At 64.7% G+C, this 15846-nt stretch carries 19 protein-coding genes; 12 read left to right on the forward strand and 7 right to left on the reverse strand.

Going from position 1 to position 15846, the window contains the following annotated elements:
* Positions 1–108: 108 nt before the first annotated feature.
* The 4 genes from AC1DU8_RS00205 to AC1DU8_RS00220 form a co-directional block, all read right to left on the reverse strand.
* A complete protein-coding gene (locus AC1DU8_RS00205; protein WP_457281610.1) occupies positions 109–528 on the reverse strand; it encodes a CBS domain-containing protein in 420 nt (139 codons plus the stop codon).
* A 120-nt stretch (positions 529–648) separates the two neighbouring features.
* Entirely contained in the window at positions 649–1308 is a 660-nt protein-coding gene (locus tag AC1DU8_RS00210) for a response regulator transcription factor (RefSeq protein ID WP_477689469.1), read from the reverse strand.
* Positions 1305–2480: a sensor histidine kinase gene (locus AC1DU8_RS00215; protein ID WP_477689470.1), complete on the reverse strand. Its 1176-nt coding sequence runs from the start codon at positions 2478–2480 to the stop codon at positions 1305–1307. Before AC1DU8_RS00215 ends, AC1DU8_RS00210 begins: the two co-directional genes overlap by 4 nt.
* A 12-nt stretch (positions 2481–2492) precedes the next feature.
* Positions 2493–3089, reverse strand: coding sequence for a hypothetical protein (locus AC1DU8_RS00220; RefSeq protein ID WP_477689471.1), 597 nt, complete (start codon positions 3087–3089; stop codon positions 2493–2495).
* Positions 3090–3306: 217 nt separating this feature from the next.
* On the opposite strand from AC1DU8_RS00220, the gene AC1DU8_RS00225 reads away from it, so the two are divergent.
* The 11 genes from AC1DU8_RS00225 (at position 3307) to AC1DU8_RS00275 (ending at position 12782) form a co-directional block, all read left to right on the forward strand.
* Positions 3307–3864 carry a hypothetical protein gene (locus AC1DU8_RS00225; protein WP_477667616.1) on the forward strand — a complete coding sequence of 186 codons (558 nt, stop codon included), beginning with the start codon at positions 3307–3309 and terminating at the stop codon, positions 3862–3864.
* A 15-nt stretch (positions 3865–3879) separates the two neighbouring features.
* On the forward strand, positions 3880–5187 hold the full coding sequence (locus tag AC1DU8_RS00230; RefSeq protein ID WP_477689472.1) for an MFS transporter: 1308 nt from the start codon (positions 3880–3882) through the stop codon (positions 5185–5187).
* Positions 5184–5627, forward strand: a complete 444-nt coding sequence (locus tag AC1DU8_RS00235) for a PTS sugar transporter subunit IIA (RefSeq protein ID WP_457281604.1) — start codon at positions 5184–5186, stop codon at positions 5625–5627. Before AC1DU8_RS00230 ends, AC1DU8_RS00235 begins: the two co-directional genes overlap by 4 nt.
* Entirely contained in the window at positions 5596–5865 is a 270-nt protein-coding gene (locus tag AC1DU8_RS00240) for an HPr family phosphocarrier protein (RefSeq protein ID WP_477689473.1), read from the forward strand. The genes AC1DU8_RS00235 and AC1DU8_RS00240 overlap by 32 nt, the downstream gene beginning before the upstream one ends.
* A 3-nt stretch (positions 5866–5868) precedes the next feature.
* Positions 5869–6795, forward strand: coding sequence for a tetratricopeptide repeat protein (locus AC1DU8_RS00245; protein WP_477726333.1), 927 nt, complete (start codon positions 5869–5871; stop codon positions 6793–6795).
* Positions 6792–8555 carry a phosphoenolpyruvate--protein phosphotransferase gene (ptsP, locus tag AC1DU8_RS00250; RefSeq protein ID WP_457281601.1) on the forward strand — a complete coding sequence of 588 codons (1764 nt, stop codon included), beginning with the start codon at positions 6792–6794 and terminating at the stop codon, positions 8553–8555. Before AC1DU8_RS00245 ends, ptsP begins: the two co-directional genes overlap by 4 nt.
* Positions 8556–8762: 207 nt before the next feature.
* On the forward strand, positions 8763–9221 hold the full coding sequence (locus AC1DU8_RS00255; RefSeq protein ID WP_457281600.1) for a Spy/CpxP family protein refolding chaperone: 459 nt from the start codon (positions 8763–8765) through the stop codon (positions 9219–9221).
* Complete coding sequence (locus AC1DU8_RS00260; RefSeq protein ID WP_457281599.1) at positions 9214–9672, forward strand: DUF4260 domain-containing protein; 459 nt, start codon at positions 9214–9216, stop codon at positions 9670–9672. Before AC1DU8_RS00255 ends, AC1DU8_RS00260 begins: the two co-directional genes overlap by 8 nt.
* A 31-nt stretch (positions 9673–9703) precedes the next feature.
* Positions 9704–10723, forward strand: coding sequence for an alpha/beta hydrolase family protein (locus AC1DU8_RS00265; RefSeq protein ID WP_477726334.1), 1020 nt, complete (start codon positions 9704–9706; stop codon positions 10721–10723).
* 8 nt (positions 10724–10731) lie between these two features.
* A complete protein-coding gene (locus tag AC1DU8_RS00270) occupies positions 10732–11418 on the forward strand; it encodes a response regulator transcription factor (RefSeq protein ID WP_457281597.1) in 687 nt (228 codons plus the stop codon).
* The gene (locus AC1DU8_RS00275; protein ID WP_477706930.1) at positions 11415–12782 is read left to right on the forward strand and encodes a sensor histidine kinase; all 1368 of its coding nucleotides are present in this window, start codon (positions 11415–11417) and stop codon (positions 12780–12782) included. Before AC1DU8_RS00270 ends, AC1DU8_RS00275 begins: the two co-directional genes overlap by 4 nt.
* Before the next feature lie 12 nt (positions 12783–12794).
* Here AC1DU8_RS00275 and AC1DU8_RS00280 read toward each other — a convergent pair whose 3' ends face one another.
* Positions 12795–13637, reverse strand: a complete 843-nt coding sequence (locus tag AC1DU8_RS00280; protein ID WP_477701513.1) for a DMT family transporter — start codon at positions 13635–13637, stop codon at positions 12795–12797.
* 218 nt (positions 13638–13855) lie between these two features.
* Between AC1DU8_RS00280 and AC1DU8_RS00285 the strand changes: the two genes are divergently transcribed.
* Complete coding sequence (locus AC1DU8_RS00285; RefSeq protein ID WP_457281594.1) at positions 13856–14071, forward strand: hypothetical protein; 216 nt, start codon at positions 13856–13858, stop codon at positions 14069–14071.
* A 13-nt stretch (positions 14072–14084) separates the two neighbouring features.
* Here the strand turns inward: AC1DU8_RS00285 and AC1DU8_RS00290 are convergent, their stop codons facing one another.
* The gene (locus tag AC1DU8_RS00290; protein WP_477726335.1) at positions 14085–14786 is read right to left on the reverse strand and encodes a helix-turn-helix domain-containing protein; all 702 of its coding nucleotides are present in this window, start codon (positions 14784–14786) and stop codon (positions 14085–14087) included.
* Between the two features lie 10 nt (positions 14787–14796).
* Positions 14797–15834 (reverse strand): lipoyl synthase, encoded by a 1038-nt coding sequence (gene lipA / locus AC1DU8_RS00295; protein ID WP_457281592.1) that lies wholly within the window; start codon positions 15832–15834, stop codon positions 14797–14799.
* Between the last annotated feature and the right edge of the window lie 12 nt (positions 15835–15846).

Genomic DNA, 15846 nt, shown 5'->3' on the forward strand with positions numbered 1-15846 from the left:
GTTTTTTTGAACCTTCAGCAGCTTCGCGCCTGCGCACAGCGGCGCGGCGGTGCCGTCACCGCACCAAATCCGCGCAGGGCACCGCCCGGCACCCTGCGGTGGGGGCGATCACGCCGGTGAGGAGATTTCGCCCAGCGACTGGCCAACGTCTTCTTCGTCCTGCCCCTTGACCGCGATGTCGCCAATCGAAATGATGCCGACCAGGCCATCCGAGGCATCAAGCACCGGCAGGCGGCGTATCTGGCTGGTAGCCATCTCGGCGAGCACCGTGTCCAGGTCGTCGCTTTCGCGGGCGGTGCGCACGTCGGTGCTCATCACCTTGCTCAGCGGCGTGTCACCGTCCAGGCCCTGCGCCACGGCGCGCACGACGATGTCGCGGTCGGTCACGACGCCCAGCAGTTTGTCGCCCTCGCACACGGGAATCACGCCCACGTCGAGTTCGTCCATCGCTTTCGCGGCCGAAGCCACCGTGTCAGTGGAGGCCAGGGTTCGCACATTGCGGGTCATCACGTCGGTGACGGTTGTCATTGAAATACTCCTTGGGTTGAGCCGGCGGCGCCGTCTGCAACCAGCATGCAGCGCTGGTGGGTGCTTTTTAATCAGCGGGCACCCAAGCGGCCGTAGGACAAGGCCGCGCCAATTGCGCCGTCAGGAGCTGGCAGATGTTTTTGCGTGGCGTTCGGCGTACAGCGCCAGTTCCACGTCATTTTTGGCGCCGGTTTTTTCCAGGATGCGCAGCCGGTAGGTGCTGACGGTGTTGGACGCCAGGCCCAGTTGCGTGCCGATCTCGCCCACGGACTTGCCGGCCGTGAGCAGGCGGAAGACCTGGTGTTCGCGGTGCGACAGGGCTTCAGCGCCGCTGCGCCCGCCGTTGCCACCGACTGCGCTGGCCAGCGCTTCGGCCGTGGCGGCTGAAACGTACATGCCACCAGCCGCCACCTTGCGCACCGCGGCAATCATGTCGTCGGGATTCGCGCTTTTGTTGAGGTAACCGGCCGCACCCAGCTTGATGCAGCGCACCGCGTATTGCTTTTCGGGGTAGGTGCTGAGCATCAGCACCGGCAGGCGCGGCCAGCTTTTTTTCAGGGCCTGCAGCACATCCAGGCCATCGCGCTCGGGCAGGGCAATGTCCAGCAGCACGGCGCTCAAGCCTTTGTCTCCACCCAACGCGTCGACGCGCTGCAGGATGTCGGGGCCGGTCTCCGCTTCGGCCACCACTTCAATTTCGGGCGCGTCGGCCAGCACCTGCTTCAGGCCTTCACGCACGATGCGGTGGTCGTCGCCGATCAGGATTTTGAGGGTGTTCATAACTGGATCCGAAGGTTAAAGAGGGAGCCGTGGCCGACCTGGCTGGTGATCTCCAGGCTGCCGCCCAGGTGGCGCGCGCGCTCCCGCATGCCCATCACGCCGTAAGCATTGGCCGCTTCAAAGGCGGCGGCTTCGGCGCCGCGGCCGTTGTCCTGCACGGCGATGCTGATGTCACTGGCCGTGGCGCGTATGGTGATGGCCACGCGGCTGGCGGCCGCATGCCGGCCTACGTTGCTGAGCATTTCCTGGAAGATGCGAAAGATGGCAATCGCTGAAGGCTCGGGCAGCGGTGCCGCATTGGCCACGTCCATTTGCCAGTCCAGCGCCAGTTCGGCCGACTGCACGAACTCATGCGCCTGCCAGTCCAGCGCCGCCCACAGGCCCTGGTGGTCCAGGATGCTGGGGCGCAGGTCGGTGATGATGCGGCCCACGTTGTCGACCGCGCTTTCAATCAGCCGCCCCATGTTCTGGCATTTGCTGCGCATGGTGTCGCGCATGGCCTGCGCGTCGCCGGGTTCGCGCTGCTGCTGTTCGCCCAGGCGTTTGTCGAGCCAGCCCACGTCCATCTTCAGCGCCACCAGCAGGCTGCCCAGCTCGTCATGTACCTCGCGCGCGATGCGCGTGCGTTCTTCCTCGCGCACAGTGTGGGTGTAGGCGGTGAGCTCGCGCAGGTGCTGCAGCGCTTCAGACAAGGCCTGGGTGCGTTCGCTGACGCGCTGCTCCAGCACCGCATGCGCCTGGCGCAGTGCGTCTTCAGCCTGGCGGCGCGCCGAGATGTCGACGAAGGTGACCACCGCGCCCTGCACCACGCCGCCTTCGACGATGGGGTGCGATGAGTATTCAACGGCAAACGCGCTGCCGTCCTTGCGCCAGAACAGCTCCGTGTCGATGCGGCAAGGCAGCGCCTTGCGAAAGGCGTTGAAGATGGGGCAAAGGTGCTCGGGGTAGTGCGCGCCGCCCGCGTGGGAGTGGTGCGCCAGCTCGTGCATGTTGTGGCCCAGCACGTCGGCGGGGGCGTAGCCCAGCTGCTCGGCGCCGGCACGGTTGATGAATGTGCAGCGGCCGTCCATGTCGATGCCGAAAATGCCTTCACCGGTGGACTCGAGCAGCTGCGACAGCTTGTCGCGCCAGACAGGCTGGTTGGCGCCGGGAAGGTGGGCGGGTGCGGGCATGGCGTAGTTCGGTTAACCGCCGTAATCCGTAAATTCGGTAAACATCTTGTCAGGGCAACGCCCGCCTGAGGCGTTGCGCTCGTAGTAGTTCCAGCGATACGCCATTTCGGTGTTGTCCTGGCAAGCCACACCCTTGTAGAGCTTGCCGTAAGTGGCTCTGGCGCCCGAAGATGATCGAAAGCTGTCAAGGCTTTCAACGACCAGCACACCATCTTTGGGATAAACCTTCAGCACGCCAAAAGACGCATTGCTCGGTATGTCGTAATCAACATAGAGTTCGGTCCGCTCGGGATTCGGGCGCGCTTTCTCTACCAATATAAAAACCGCCTGTTGCTGCTCCACCAGCTCTTGCTGCGTCAGGTGGGTAAATGACTGGGACTGCATTTTTTTGCCGAATTTCAGCGCCGGGCCCAGCACCAGAAAAGGTTTTCGCTCGTCCGTAGAGGCAGGGTTGAACCGGTGTTGAAGCGGTTTTTTAAACCGGTTAACGACAGCCGAGAAAATTTCGTCGTCGCTAAAGTTTTGATTCTGCAGCTCCAAAGCCCAGACAGGGCTTGCAGCACATAGCAGCAGCGCAGCCAGTAATCGTGTTTTGAAATCCATCATCATTGAACGGTAGTGATTGTTGGACCGCATCATGGCATGGCAAAGCCTGAGTTCTTTCCATACTGCACATGCGGGCATGAGCAAACATCGTGCCCAGCTTGGTGCGTGGCCGGGACTGTATCAACCCAAAATTGGTACTGAAGCGGGCTGGACGGAGCGGCCTGCCCCAGCTTCGCCCCAAAACGGGCTGCTTTTTTTGATTCCCTGTAAAGTCCAAGGCATGCTTACGATTTCTGGAGGCGCAGCGCACCTCTCGCCGCGGCCGGTCGCCGCCTTTGCCCTGTCAGTGATGATCTTGCTCGTGGCCTGTAGCCCCACGCTGAACTGGCGCGAAGTGCGGCCTGAGGGCACGCGCCTGGCGCTGCTTTTGCCCTGCAAGCCCGACAAAGCCGAAAAGGTGGTTCCACTGGGTGGCCCGGCAACTACCTTGCGCATGCTGGGTTGTGATGCCGGCGGCGCCACTTTTGCTGTGGCGGTGGCCGACCTCGGTGACGCGTCAAAAGCGGCGCCCGTGCTCGCACAGTGGCAAAGCCTCACGCTGGCCAACATGAAGGCCGGGCCTGCGCCGCAGGTGTCGCCACTCAAGTTGCCCGGCGCCGCCGCCTTGCCACCGGCCTCGCTGGTCAAGGCCGAGGGGCAGGGCCCCGACGGCAAACCGGTAAGCGGGCAGGCCGCCTACTTTGTGCAAGGCCCGCAGGTGTTCCAGGTGGTGCTGTATGCCCCGCGCATCGCGCCCGAGGTGGCCGAGACATTTTTCTCCAGCCTCAAGTTTGAATAAAGTGGCTTGCCTTTCATGACCAGCGCAGAAGCTTCCTTGCCGACCTCCCCGAATACCGCTGCGCCGGCTGCCAGTTCGCACCCGGGCCGGCTGGATGCAAAAACCGGCGCTATTGTTTTCCTGGCGTTTGCCGCCGCGTATTTCTGCTCGGCGCTGGTACGGGCCATCACCGCCACGCTGGCGCCTGTGCTCACGCAGGAGTTTTCGCTGCATGCGCGCGACCTCGGCCTGCTGGCGGGCGGCTATTTCCTGGGCTTTGCCGCCACGCAGCTGCCGCTGGGCACCTGGCTGGACCGCCACGGCCCCAAGCGCGTGATCCTGTGCTTTCTGGCGCTGTCGGTGCTGGGCTGCCTGGCCTTTTCGTTGAGCACCAGCTTTGCCTGGTTGCTGGCGTCGCGTGTGCTGGTGGGCATGGGCGTCAGCGCCTGCCTGATGGCACCGCTCACGGGTTACCGCCGCTGGTATGAGCCGGCCACGGTGCTGCGCGCCAATTCGTGGATGCTGATGACTGGTTCGCTCGGCATGCTGGCGTCTACCCTGCCGGTGCAGTGGCTGATGCCCTTGACGGGCTGGCGGCCCCTCTTCTGGATACTGGCCGCGATGATCTTGCTGTCGATGGCCGCGCTCGCCTGGGTTGTACCTACATGGCAGCTCAACAGAAAGCATGAAGGCCCAGAAGCCGCCGCACCGGCGGTGCCGGCCGAAGTCGGCTACGCGCCGATCTGGCGCAGCCGCTACTTCCGCAAGATGACGCCGCTGGCATTCTTCAATTACGGCGGGCTGGTGGCGGTGCAGACCCTGTGGGCCGGCCCCTGGATGATCAGGGTCGCGGGCTATACGCCGCTGGAGGCGGCGACCGGCCTCTTCTATATCAACGCCTGCATGCTGGTGACCTTCTGGAGCTGGGGCATGGTGAACCCCTGGCTGTCGCGGCACGGCTGGGGCGCTACCCGCTTGATCACCTGGGGTGTGCCCTTCAGCCTCACGGTGCTGGCGGTCAATATCGCGGCCGGCACCTCCACCGGATGGCTGGGCTGGGCGCTGTTTTGCATGGGTTGCAGCGTCATGGGCCTGGCGCAGCCCGCGGTGGGCATGGCGTTCAAGGCCTCGCTCGCCGGCCGGGCGCTCTCGGCCTACAACCTCATGATTTTTGCCGGCGTGTTCACCGTGCAGTGGGGAATCGGCTTGCTGATCGACGTGTTTGCCGCCATGGGCCTGGCACGGGTGGCGAGCTTTCAGGCGGCGATGTCCGTGTTTTTGTGTTGTTGTATCGCCTCATATGGGTATTTCCTCAGTGTGAAAGCTGATAATTCACCGCAATGAACGGCATTTTCATCATCGCTCACGCTCCTTTGGCCTCTGCCCTGCGCCAATGCGTGTTGCATGTGTTTCCGGACAACGCAGCGGGTATTTCCGCGCTGGACGTGCAGCCCAACATGCCGCCCGAAGAAACCCTGGCCCAGGCGCGCATCATGCTGACGCAGCTCGGCACCTCGCATGCCTTGGTGCTGGTTGACGTGTTCGGCGCCACGCCCTGCAATGTGGCGCAAAAGCTGGTGGACGGCGTTCATTCCAAACTCATCACCGGCATCAACCTGCCCATGCTGCTGCGCACCGTGTCTTACCGTCACGAGTCGCTCGATGCGCTGGTAGCGCGCGCGCTGATCGGCGCCACGCAGGGCGTGATGCAGGTGGCCATCACCGCACCGCAAAATCAGGTACGCCGAAATCATGATAAAGACCAGCACGAGCATCAACAATAAGCTGGGCCTGCATGCCCGCGCCTCCGCCAAGCTCACCAAACTCGCCGGCAGCTTTGGCTGCGAGGTCTGGATGAGCAAGGGCGAGCGCCGCGTCAACGCCAAAAGCATCATGGGCGTGATGATGCTGGCCGCCGGCATGGGCAGCACCGTGGAGGTCGAGACCAACGGCAACGACGAGCAGGCCGCGATGGAGGCCATCCTCGCTTTGATCGCCGACAAGTTCGGCGAAGGGGAATGACCGATGCCCAAGCGGATTTCAAAGGCGGGCCAGGCGTTTCGCGCCAATGAACGGGGAATCCAGCTTCACGACGAAGGCGAGGATGACCGTGCCCTGGCCTGCTACCGCGAGGCCCTGAGCTTCAGGCCCGACTGGGCCACGCCCTGGTACAACATCGGCCTGCTGCACAAGTACCGGTGCGAATGGCGTGAATCCCTGGAAGCGAACCTGGAGGCCATCCGCCTGGACCCGTCCAGCCAGGGGGCCATCTGGAATGCCGGCATTGCCGCTACCGCCCTGGGCGAGTGGGCCCGTGCACGCAGCGCCTGGAAGCAATACGGCATCGACATCGGCGAGGGCGATGGGCCGGTCGATTACCCCATAGGCGCGACACCTGTTAGGGTGGCCGTCGACGGTGAGCCCGAAGTGATCTGGACCCGGCGTATCGATCCGGCCCGGGCCGTGATTGAAAGCGTACCCCTGGCGGCCTCGGGACGGCGTTACGGCGATTTGCTGCTGCATGACGGCGCGCCCAACGGTTACCGAAAAATCGGCGACCTGGAGAAGGCTGTCTTTGACGAACTGCAGGTGCTCAAGGCCTCTGTCTATTCGACATTCGAAGTTGTTGTTGAAGATGCAACAAGCGCTGATCTGGATGACTTGTACGCGCGCTTTAAATCGGACAGTGTCGTCATGGAAAACTGGACGGAGACGCTTCACACCCTGTGCAAGGCCTGCTCTGAAGGCCGGCCATTTGCAGAGGGTGGTCACAATCATGATGAGCCGGCCCGCGATGACGGCTCATGGCGGCTAGGCATCGCGGCGCTGGAAGCCGGGCAGGCCCGGCGCGCGCTTGATGCGTGGCTGGTCGCGAAGCCGGGTGTGAAACTCTCGGGCTTCGAATGCGTCCTGGATGCAAGCACTGCGCAACACCATGGGAGCGCTGCATGACTTTTTCCGTCCACGGCCTCGCCGTCTCTCGCGGGATCGCGATCGGCCGTGCCGTGCTGGTGGCCTCCAGCCGCGCCGACGTGGCGCACTATTTCGTGGACGACGCCAAGACGGCAGACGAGATCACGCGGGTCAGGGTGTCGCGCAATGCGGTGATGGAGGAAATCACGCGCCTGCAGCAGGACCTGCCCAAGGACGCGCCGCACGAGCTGGCCGCGCTGCTCGATGTGCACCTGATGCTGCTGCAGGACGAGCAGCTGATCAGCGGCGTGAAGCACTGGATCGTCGACCGCCATTACAACGCCGAGTGGGCGTTGACCACGCAGTACGAAATCATTGCGCGCCAGTTCGACGACATGGAGGACGAGTACCTGCGCGAGCGCAAGGCCGACCTGGAGCAGGTGGTCGAGCGCATCCTGCGCCACATGAAGGGCGTGGCCTCGCCGGTGCAGCCCGCGGCCCAGGCCGGCGCCAGCCGCAAGCAGTCGCAGCAGGACCTGTTGCTGGACGACACCACCGACGTGCCGCTGGTGCTGATCGCGCATGACATTTCCCCGGCCGACATGCTGCAGTTCAAGCAGAGCCTCTTTGCCGGCTTTGCCACCGATGTGGGCGGCAAGACCTCGCACACCGCCATCGTGGCGCGCAGCATGGACATCCCGGCGGTGGTCGGGGCGCGCAGCGCCAGCCAGCTGATCAAGCAGGACGACTGGGTCATCATCGACGGCGAGGCCGGGGTGTTGATCGTCGACCCGTCGCCCATCATCCTGGCCGAATACGGCTTCAAGCAGCGCCAGGGCGAGCTGGAACGCCAGCGCCTGAACCGGCTCAAGCACACGGCGGCGCTGACCATCGACGGGCAGAAAGTCGATCTGCTGGCCAATATTGAAATGCCCGAAGACACGGTGGGTGCGGTGGCTGCCGGCGCCGTCGGCGTCGGGCTGTTTCGCAGTGAATTCCTTTTCATGGGCCGCAGCGGCAAACTGCCCGACGAGGAAGAGCAATACCAGGCCTACCGCAAGGCGATTGAAGGCATGCACGGCCTGCCCGTCACCATCCGCACCGTGGACATCGGCTCCGACAAGCAACTGGATCGCCACAAGGCGCAGGACACCCACCTCAACCCGGCGCTGGGCCTGCGCGCGATTCGCTGGAGCCTGGCCGACCCGCCGATGTTTTTGACGCAGCTGCGCGCCATTTTGCGTGCGGCCGCCCATGGCAAGGTCAACCTGCTGGTGCCCATGCTGGCGCATGGCAGTGAAATCCGCCAGACCATGGCACTGATCGACCGTGCGCGCGCGTTGCTCGACAACAAGGGCGTTCCGTACGGGCCGGTGCGGCTGGGCGCGATGATCGAAATCCCGGCCGCGGCGCTGACGCTCAAGCTCTTCCTGAAGTACTTCGATTTCCTGTCCATCGGTACCAACGACCTGATCCAGTACACGCTGGCCATCGACCGCGCCGACGAGGCGGTGTCTCACCTGTACAACCCCTGCCATCCGGCCGTGTTGCGGCTGATCGCCGACACCATCAACGAATGCAACGCGCAGGGCAAGGGTGTCAGCGTTTGCGGCGAGATGGCCGGTGACGTCACCATGACGCGGTTGTTGCTGGGCATGGGCCTGCGCAGCTTTTCCATGCACCCGTCGCAGATCCTGGCGGTGAAGCAGCAAATCCTGCGCGCCGATGCCGCCAAGCTGCAGCCCTGGGCTGAACAGGTGCTGGCCTGCGAAGAGCCGGCGACGATGCTGCAAGGCTGACGGCTGTCAGGCTGCCATTGCTATTAAAAACATAGCTGCTCGCGCACATCCTGATTGGGCTGGAGCCCGAAAACGTTGCTAAATCTTGCCCATCTGCCCATTCAGGGCGGCTGAAACAAAGCGAAACACGCCGCAACCGCGCTGCAAACCGCCCAGGGCCCCCCGCGGGCACCATGAGGAACCTTCACTTCTTCTTTGAGGCTCCTCATGAAACATCGCGTTAAAAAAATCCTGCTCGGCCTTTTCGGCGGGGCGCTCATCGTCGGCAGCCTGGGTGCGTGCTCGCACGGCGGCCACGGCTGGCACGGCGACGCCGGCTCCCCTGAGGCGCGCGCCCGCATGGTCGAAAAAATCGGCTCGCGCCTGGACCTGGACGCTGCGCAAAAGCAAAAACTCGCCGTGCTGGCCGACAAGCTGCAGGCACAGCGCGCGGCCCTGCGCGGCAGCAGTGAGCCACGGGAAGCCGTTCGCGGCCTCTTTGCCGGCAACAAGCTGGACCAGGCCGGCGCCAAAAAGCTGATCGAGGAAAAAACCGCCGCGATTCAGTCCGGCAGCCCGGAAGTGATCGCCGCAGCGGCGGACTTCTTTGACAACCTCAAACCTGAGCAACAGCAAAAAGTGCGCGACTTCATGGAGCGCGGCCGCCGCTGGGGTTACCGTGGCTGAGGCACTTTTCTTCCCGGCAGGCCGAACGGCGGCAACCGCTGTGCGCCGCATCGCCAAGGTGGCTGCCCCGGGCAGCGCCAACGGCGGCGTACGCCTGCTGCTGCGTGCCGAAGGGCTGGTGGTGGTGGCCGCCGCTGCGGCGGCCTACGCCCAGTTCGGCGCGGGGTGGGGCTGGTTTGCGGCGCTATTTCTGGTGCCCGACCTCTCTTTTCTGGCCTACCTGGCCGGGCCGCGTGTGGGGGCTGCTGCCTATAACGCCATGCATTCCTACCTGGGCGCCGTCGGCCTGCTGGCGGCTGGCGTTTTGGGCGCTGCACCCATGCTGGTGGCGGCTGGGTTGGTCTGGTGCGCGCATATCGGCTTTGACCGCCTGCTGGGTTACGGGCTCAAGTACGGTGCGGGGTTCGGGCACACCCATCTGGGGCGCATCGGGCCCAAAGATCCGTGGTGAATAGCGCCTTTCTCCGCTTCAAAGGAGCCCGATGTTGAAATCGCTAACTTGCAGCATGCTCGTTGCTTTGGCGTCGATCGCCGGCTTGGTGGACGCCACTGAACCTTCCGGCGGAGCCGGCTTTCGTCTGATTCAGCTTCCCGATCCTGTCACGCAGCAACCGATGCAGGCGGCGGTGTTCTATCCGGCAGCGCCCACGTCTGAAACAACCAGGATGGGGGCTGTCGTTGTGTCTGCCGTGAAGGATGCGGCGCCGATAGGTGCGCGCCATCCTATGGTGCTGCTCTCGCATGGCAATGGTGCCGGCCGGTTCAGTCACCACGATACAGCGACATTCCTCGCGCGTCATGGCTACGTGGTGGCCGCAATCGAGCATCCGGGCGACAATTTTCGCGACAGCAGCGGGGTCGGCACCGATCGGGTGCTGATTGGAAGGGCGCTGCAACTGTCCGCACTGCTGGATTTCCTGTTGCAGGCTCCGGCCTCTGCGGGCCTGATCGATTCCCGGCGGGTGGGCGTTGCGGGTTTTTCGGCAGGCGGCTATTCGGCCCTCTTGCTGATGGGCGCCAAACCGAAGTTCGAGCTGCTCAGTGCCTATTGCAAAGCCTTGCCGACAAGTGTTCTATGTGCCGGTGGCGCAAAGGTTTCCCTGTCGTCGCCCCCGCTGATCGCGAAGACCGACGACCGCATCCGCGCCGCGTTCGTCATGAGCCCGCCGGGAGTCTTCTTTGACCGCGAAAGCCTGTCGCAGGTCTCGAGGCCGGTGCATTTGTACGCGGCCGGCGCCGATTCCGTGCTCCCGGCCAAGGAGAATGCGATCAAAGTGAAGGAACTGCTCCCCTCATTGGCCCGATACACCGAGATCCCCGCTGCCGACCACTTCGTGTTTCTCGCGCCGTGCACGTCGGAGATGCGCGGCGTCGCACCCGCTCTGTGTACGGATCCACAAGGCGTCAATCGGGCTGCTGTGCATGACAATGTGAACCGCGATGCCTTGATGTTTTTTCAGGAGCAACTCCAGGTCGATGCGAGTTTTCTGAAGCGAATGTAGCCAATCCTATGCCCCATATCCTGCTGATCGACGACGACGAACACCTGGCTGCGCCGCTGGCCGCTTACTTTGCCCGCTTTGACTTTGTGCTCGAAAGCGCGCTGCGCCCCGGCGAAGGCCTGGCCATGCTGCGCGCCGGCGCGTATGACGCAGCCATCCTGGACGTCATGCTGCCCGAGATGGACGGCTTTGCGCTGTGCCGCGAGATCCGCAAGGAAAGCGACATCCCCATCGTGATGCTGACGGCCCGCGGCGACGTGATGGACCGCGTGGTCGGGCTGGAGCTGGGCGCCGACGACTACCTGCCCAAGCCTTTTGAGCCGCGCGAGCTGGTGGCGCGCCTGCAGACCATTTTGCGGCGCCAGCGCAGCGCACCGGCTGCGGCCACCCAGCGCCATGTGTTCCAGGGGCTGGTGATCGACGTTGAAACGCGCGAGGTGCTGCGCCTGGGCGAAAAGGTCGAGCTGACCGGCACCGAGTTTGAATTGCTGGCCCTGCTGGCGGCCGAGCCCGGCAAGGTGTTCAATCGCGACGACATCCTCAATCGCCTGCGCGGCCACGAGGCCGAGCTGTACACGCGCGCCGTCGACATTGTGGTGAGCCGGCTGCGTAAAAAACTGGAGCCGCTGGACTGCATCAAGACCTTGCGCAACGCGGGCTATGCCCTTGCCGCCGGCAAAGTGGGTGTGCCATGAGGCGCTGGAAAACGCGCCGGGACTGCCGGGCCCGCGAGCGCTCACGCCCCGAGCGCTGGCGCCACCGCTGGAAGCATTCGCTGCGGCTGCGGCTGATTACCGTATTCCTGCTGCTGGCGCTGGCCATGGGCGCGGTGTTCATGAGCGGCATGCAGCGGGCGTTTTCAACCGGTTGGCGCGACGCAGCCAAGCCGCTGATCAGCGACTACATGGACCGGCTGGTGGCCGACCTGGGTTCGCCACCCGACGTGGGCCGCGCCCAGGCGCTGGCCGCGCGGCTGCCGATTTCCATCCGCATCGAGGGGCCGCAGGTCAACTGGCAGTCGCACCCCGACAGGCCAGACCGCAAAGTATTCGACGCCCGCGCCAAAGACTGGCTGAGCCGCACCACGGCCGACGGCCATCGCGTGATTTTTGGCCCCGGCACCGCGCCCTGGCAGACGGCGCCACATGGGGTGTTTGGCTGGATCACGCTTGCGCTGCTGTTGGGCTTGCTCGTGGGCGCCTATGCCTATGTGCGGCGCCTGCTGCGCCCGCTGGACGACATCCGCGCAGGCGCCGAGCGCTTTGGCCGCGGCGAGTTCGCAACGCCAATTCCCCTGCGCCGCCGCGACGAACTCGGCGACCTGGCCGGGCGCATCAACACCATGGCGCACGATATTGAAGGCATGCTGAACGCCAAACGCGCCTTGCTGCTGGCGCTGAGCCATGAGCTCCGTTCCCCGCTCACACGTGCGCGGCTCAATGCCGAGCTGTTGCCCACCACGCCCGAAGGCACCGGAGCCGGCGAACGCGAGCGCGAGGCGCTGCTGCGCGACCTGGGCGAAATGCGCGACCTGATCAGCGACCTGCTCGAAAGCGAGCGCCTGGCCAGCCCGCACGCCGCGCTGCAGCGCGAACCGGTGGACCTGGCGGCGCTGGTGCGCGAAACAGCCACCGAGGTGCCGGGGGCATCAGAGATGGTGCTGGACCTGGCGACAGGCCTGGCACCGCTGGCGCTGGACCGCATGCGCGTGCGCCTGCTGGTGCGCAACCTGATGGACAACGCGCTGCGTTACAGCAGCGGCGCCGGGAGGCCGCCGCAGGTGTCGCTGCAGCCGGCGGGCGGCGGCGTGATGCTGGAAGTACGCGACTTCGGCCCGGGCGTGGACGCCGCGCAACTGGCACATTTGACCGAGCCCTTTTACCGCACCGACGGCGCACGCCAGCGCGCAACGGGCGGTGTGGGACTGGGCATGTACTTGTGCCGGCTGGTGGCCGAGGCGCATGGCGCCGAACTGCAGGTGCGCAATGCGGAGCCGGGCCTGGCCGTGTGTGTGCTGTGGCCTGCTATTGAATCAGGAGCTGCTCGCGCCCGTTCTTAAAGGGCTGCGGGCCTATTTGGCTCTTGTTCCCAGCAGCGCAGCGCCGATGATCATCACCGCCGCCAGGGCGATGCTCCAGCTCAGCGCGCGGCCGCTCACCCCCATCAGCAGCGCAGTCGAGCCCAGCGGCGTGAGGTAGCTGAGGATGCCGATCTGCTGCGCGTCGCCCAGCTTCAGGGCCTTGTCCCAGAGAAAGAACGCCGCGCCCAGCGGCCCTGCGCCCAGCACCGCCAGCAATAGCCAGTCTTGCACCGACAGCGTGGCGGCAGGCTCCAGCGCCCAATGGCACAGCAGCGAGAGCACGCCTGAGACCAGGCCGAAGAGGCCGATGGCTGCGGTAGGAAAGGCCGGCACCCGTTTTGTCAGCAGCGAGTAGCTGGCCCAGATAAAGGCCGAGGCGAGCGCCGGGAGATAGCCCCATGACCAGCCGCCGGAGGAAGATCCGTCGGCCCCTGTGCCCAGAATGGCGATGGCCGCGCCAGAAAAGCCCAGCAGGCCTGCGACTACATGCACGGTGCGTAACTGCACCCCAGGCAGAAACAGCGGCGCCAGCACCACCATGAAGAGTGGCCAGAGATAGTTCACCAGGTTGGCCTCTACCGCCGGCGCATACCGCAGCGCGATGAAAAGCAGGAAGTGATAGCCGAAGAGGCCATACACGCCGAGCGCCAGCGTGGCGGTGGGAATCTTCCATTGCGTGCGGTCACGCAGCACAAAAGGCAGGGCCAGCAGGCTGCCGGTCAGCAGCGCAACGCCGGTGAGCAGAAAGGGCGGAACGTGTTTGAGCGAGACCCCGAGCGAGGCAAGCAGGGTCCAGAGGGCGATGGCGCCCAGTGCGTACAGATTGGCTGGCATGGCGGCAAGCATAGGGGGCCGCACCGGGCGCGTCGTTGCAGGGCAACGCTTTGTTGTCGTGCAACGACGGTTCTAGGGGCTATGTCCTACGCGCAGACCAACATCCGGTAACGAGCTTCACGTGCGAGGGGCGCCGCAGACACCTTGCCCGTACGGACTTCAGTTGCAATGGCATGGCAGATTTCTCCGAAATCGCATGAAACCCAAGGAGACTCACCATGAAAAAGCTTTCCATCCTCTTGCTGGCGCTGGCCGGCATGGCCGCCCTGTCGGGTTGCGTGGCTTACCCGGTAGCCTATGACAACGGACCGCAATACCGTGTCGTGCCCGCCCCCGCGCCAGGTTATGGCCCTGGCTATGGCCGGGGTGACCGCGATGGCGACGGTGTGCGCAACCGCTACGACCGCCGGCCGAACGACCCGAGCCGCTATTGAAAATCCGTAAAGGTCAGGCGCTGCCCGGCCCGGCGCGCCGCATCGCGGCCGTCAGGGCTGAGGGCGACTGGTAGCCGCAGTGCAGCGCGGTGTCGGCCACGCTCATGCCGCGGCCGCGCAGCTGCACGGCCAGTGCCAGGCGTTGCCGGCGCAGCCACTGCATCACGCTGAGGCCGGTCTCGCGCCGGCAGCGCGCGGCAAACTGCGTCGGGCTTAAAAATACTTGCGCGGCCAGTTGCGCGACGCTCAGGGGCTCATGCAGGCGCTGCTGTGTCCAGGTGGCCAGCTGTTCCCAGTGGATGGGCCGCGCATAGCGCAAGGGCGTTGATGCGGGTGTTGTGGGTTGCCAGGCTTCCAGCAACAGCGCCGGGCCATGGTGTTGGGCAAGGCCACCGGCTTGCTGCAGTGCTTCGGCCAGGTAATGGGCCAGCGCCAACGCTTGCCCGGTTTTGGCGGGGTCCGCTGCGCAGCGGGCCCAATCAGGTTGTGCGGTGTCCAGCACCAGGCAGCGGCTGCCGTCACGTGATTCGAAGTCATGCCGGTCGCCGGGTGTGATCACGCAGCCCTGGCCGGCCGCGATGCGCCGCCCGCGGCCGCGCACCTCCAGTTCCAGCACACCGCTCAGACCCAGCAGTACCTGGAAGTGGTCATGCGCATGGCTGCCGTGCGACGCGCCGTAGTGGCGCAGCGACAGGGAGCCTTGCGGCAGGGTCATGTTGCGGGAATTAAAGAGCAGCGATGGCCGCGTCGGCCTTGTCGGCCACACCCGCGGCATGGGCCTGCTGGTCGGCGTGGTAGCTGCTGCGCACCATGGCGCCCACGGCGGCGTGGGTAAAGCCCATTTTGTAGGCTTCTTCTTCAAACATCTTGAAGGTGTCGGGGTGCACATAGCGGCGCACCGGCAGATGGCTGGTGGAGGGCGCCAGATACTGGCCGATGGTCAGCATGTCGATGTTGTGCGCGCGCATGTCGCGCATCACCTGCAAAATTTCTTCGTCGGTCTCGCCCAAGCCCACCATGATGCCGCTCTTGGTCGGCACATCGGGGTGCAAGGCCTTGAACTTCTTGAGCAGGTTCAGGCTGAAGTTGTAGTCGCTGCCGGGGCGCGCTTCTTTATAAAGGCGCGGCGCGGTTTCGAGGTTGTGGTTCATCACGTCGGGCGGTGCGGCCTTCAGGATCTCGAGCGCGCGGTCGTCGCGGCCGCGGAAGTCGGGCACCAAAATTTCAATGGTGGTGGCGGGCGAGAGCTCGCGGATCTTCTGGATGCATTCCACAAAGTGGCCGCTACCGCCGTCGCGCAGGTCGTCGCGGTCCACGCTGGTGATCACCACGTATTTGAGCTTGAGCGCCGCGATGGTTTTCGCCAGATTCAGCGGCTCGCTCACGTCCAGTGGATCCGGTCGGCCGTGGCCGACGTCGCAAAACGGGCAGCGGCGCGTGCACTTGTCGCCCATGATCATGAAAGTGGCCGTGCCCTTGCCGAAGCATTCGCCGATGTTGGGGCAGCTGGCTTCTTCGCACACCGTGTTGAGCTTGTTCTCGCGCAGGATCTGCTTGATCTCGTAAAAGCGCGTGGTCGGGCTGCCGGCCTTGACGCGGATCCAGTCGGGCTTCTTGAGCATTTCGCCCTGCACCACCTTGACGGGGATGCGCGACAGCTTGGCCGCGGCCTTTTGCTTGGCCAGCGGGTTGTAGCCTTCCACGGTCTGGACGTCGCGGACCACGGGGTTGGCCGTGGCTTGGAGGGGGTCAGGTGTGCTCATGAATTGGTGTTT

It is taken from the genome of Polaromonas sp. P3_A5, from assembly GCF_056403055.1.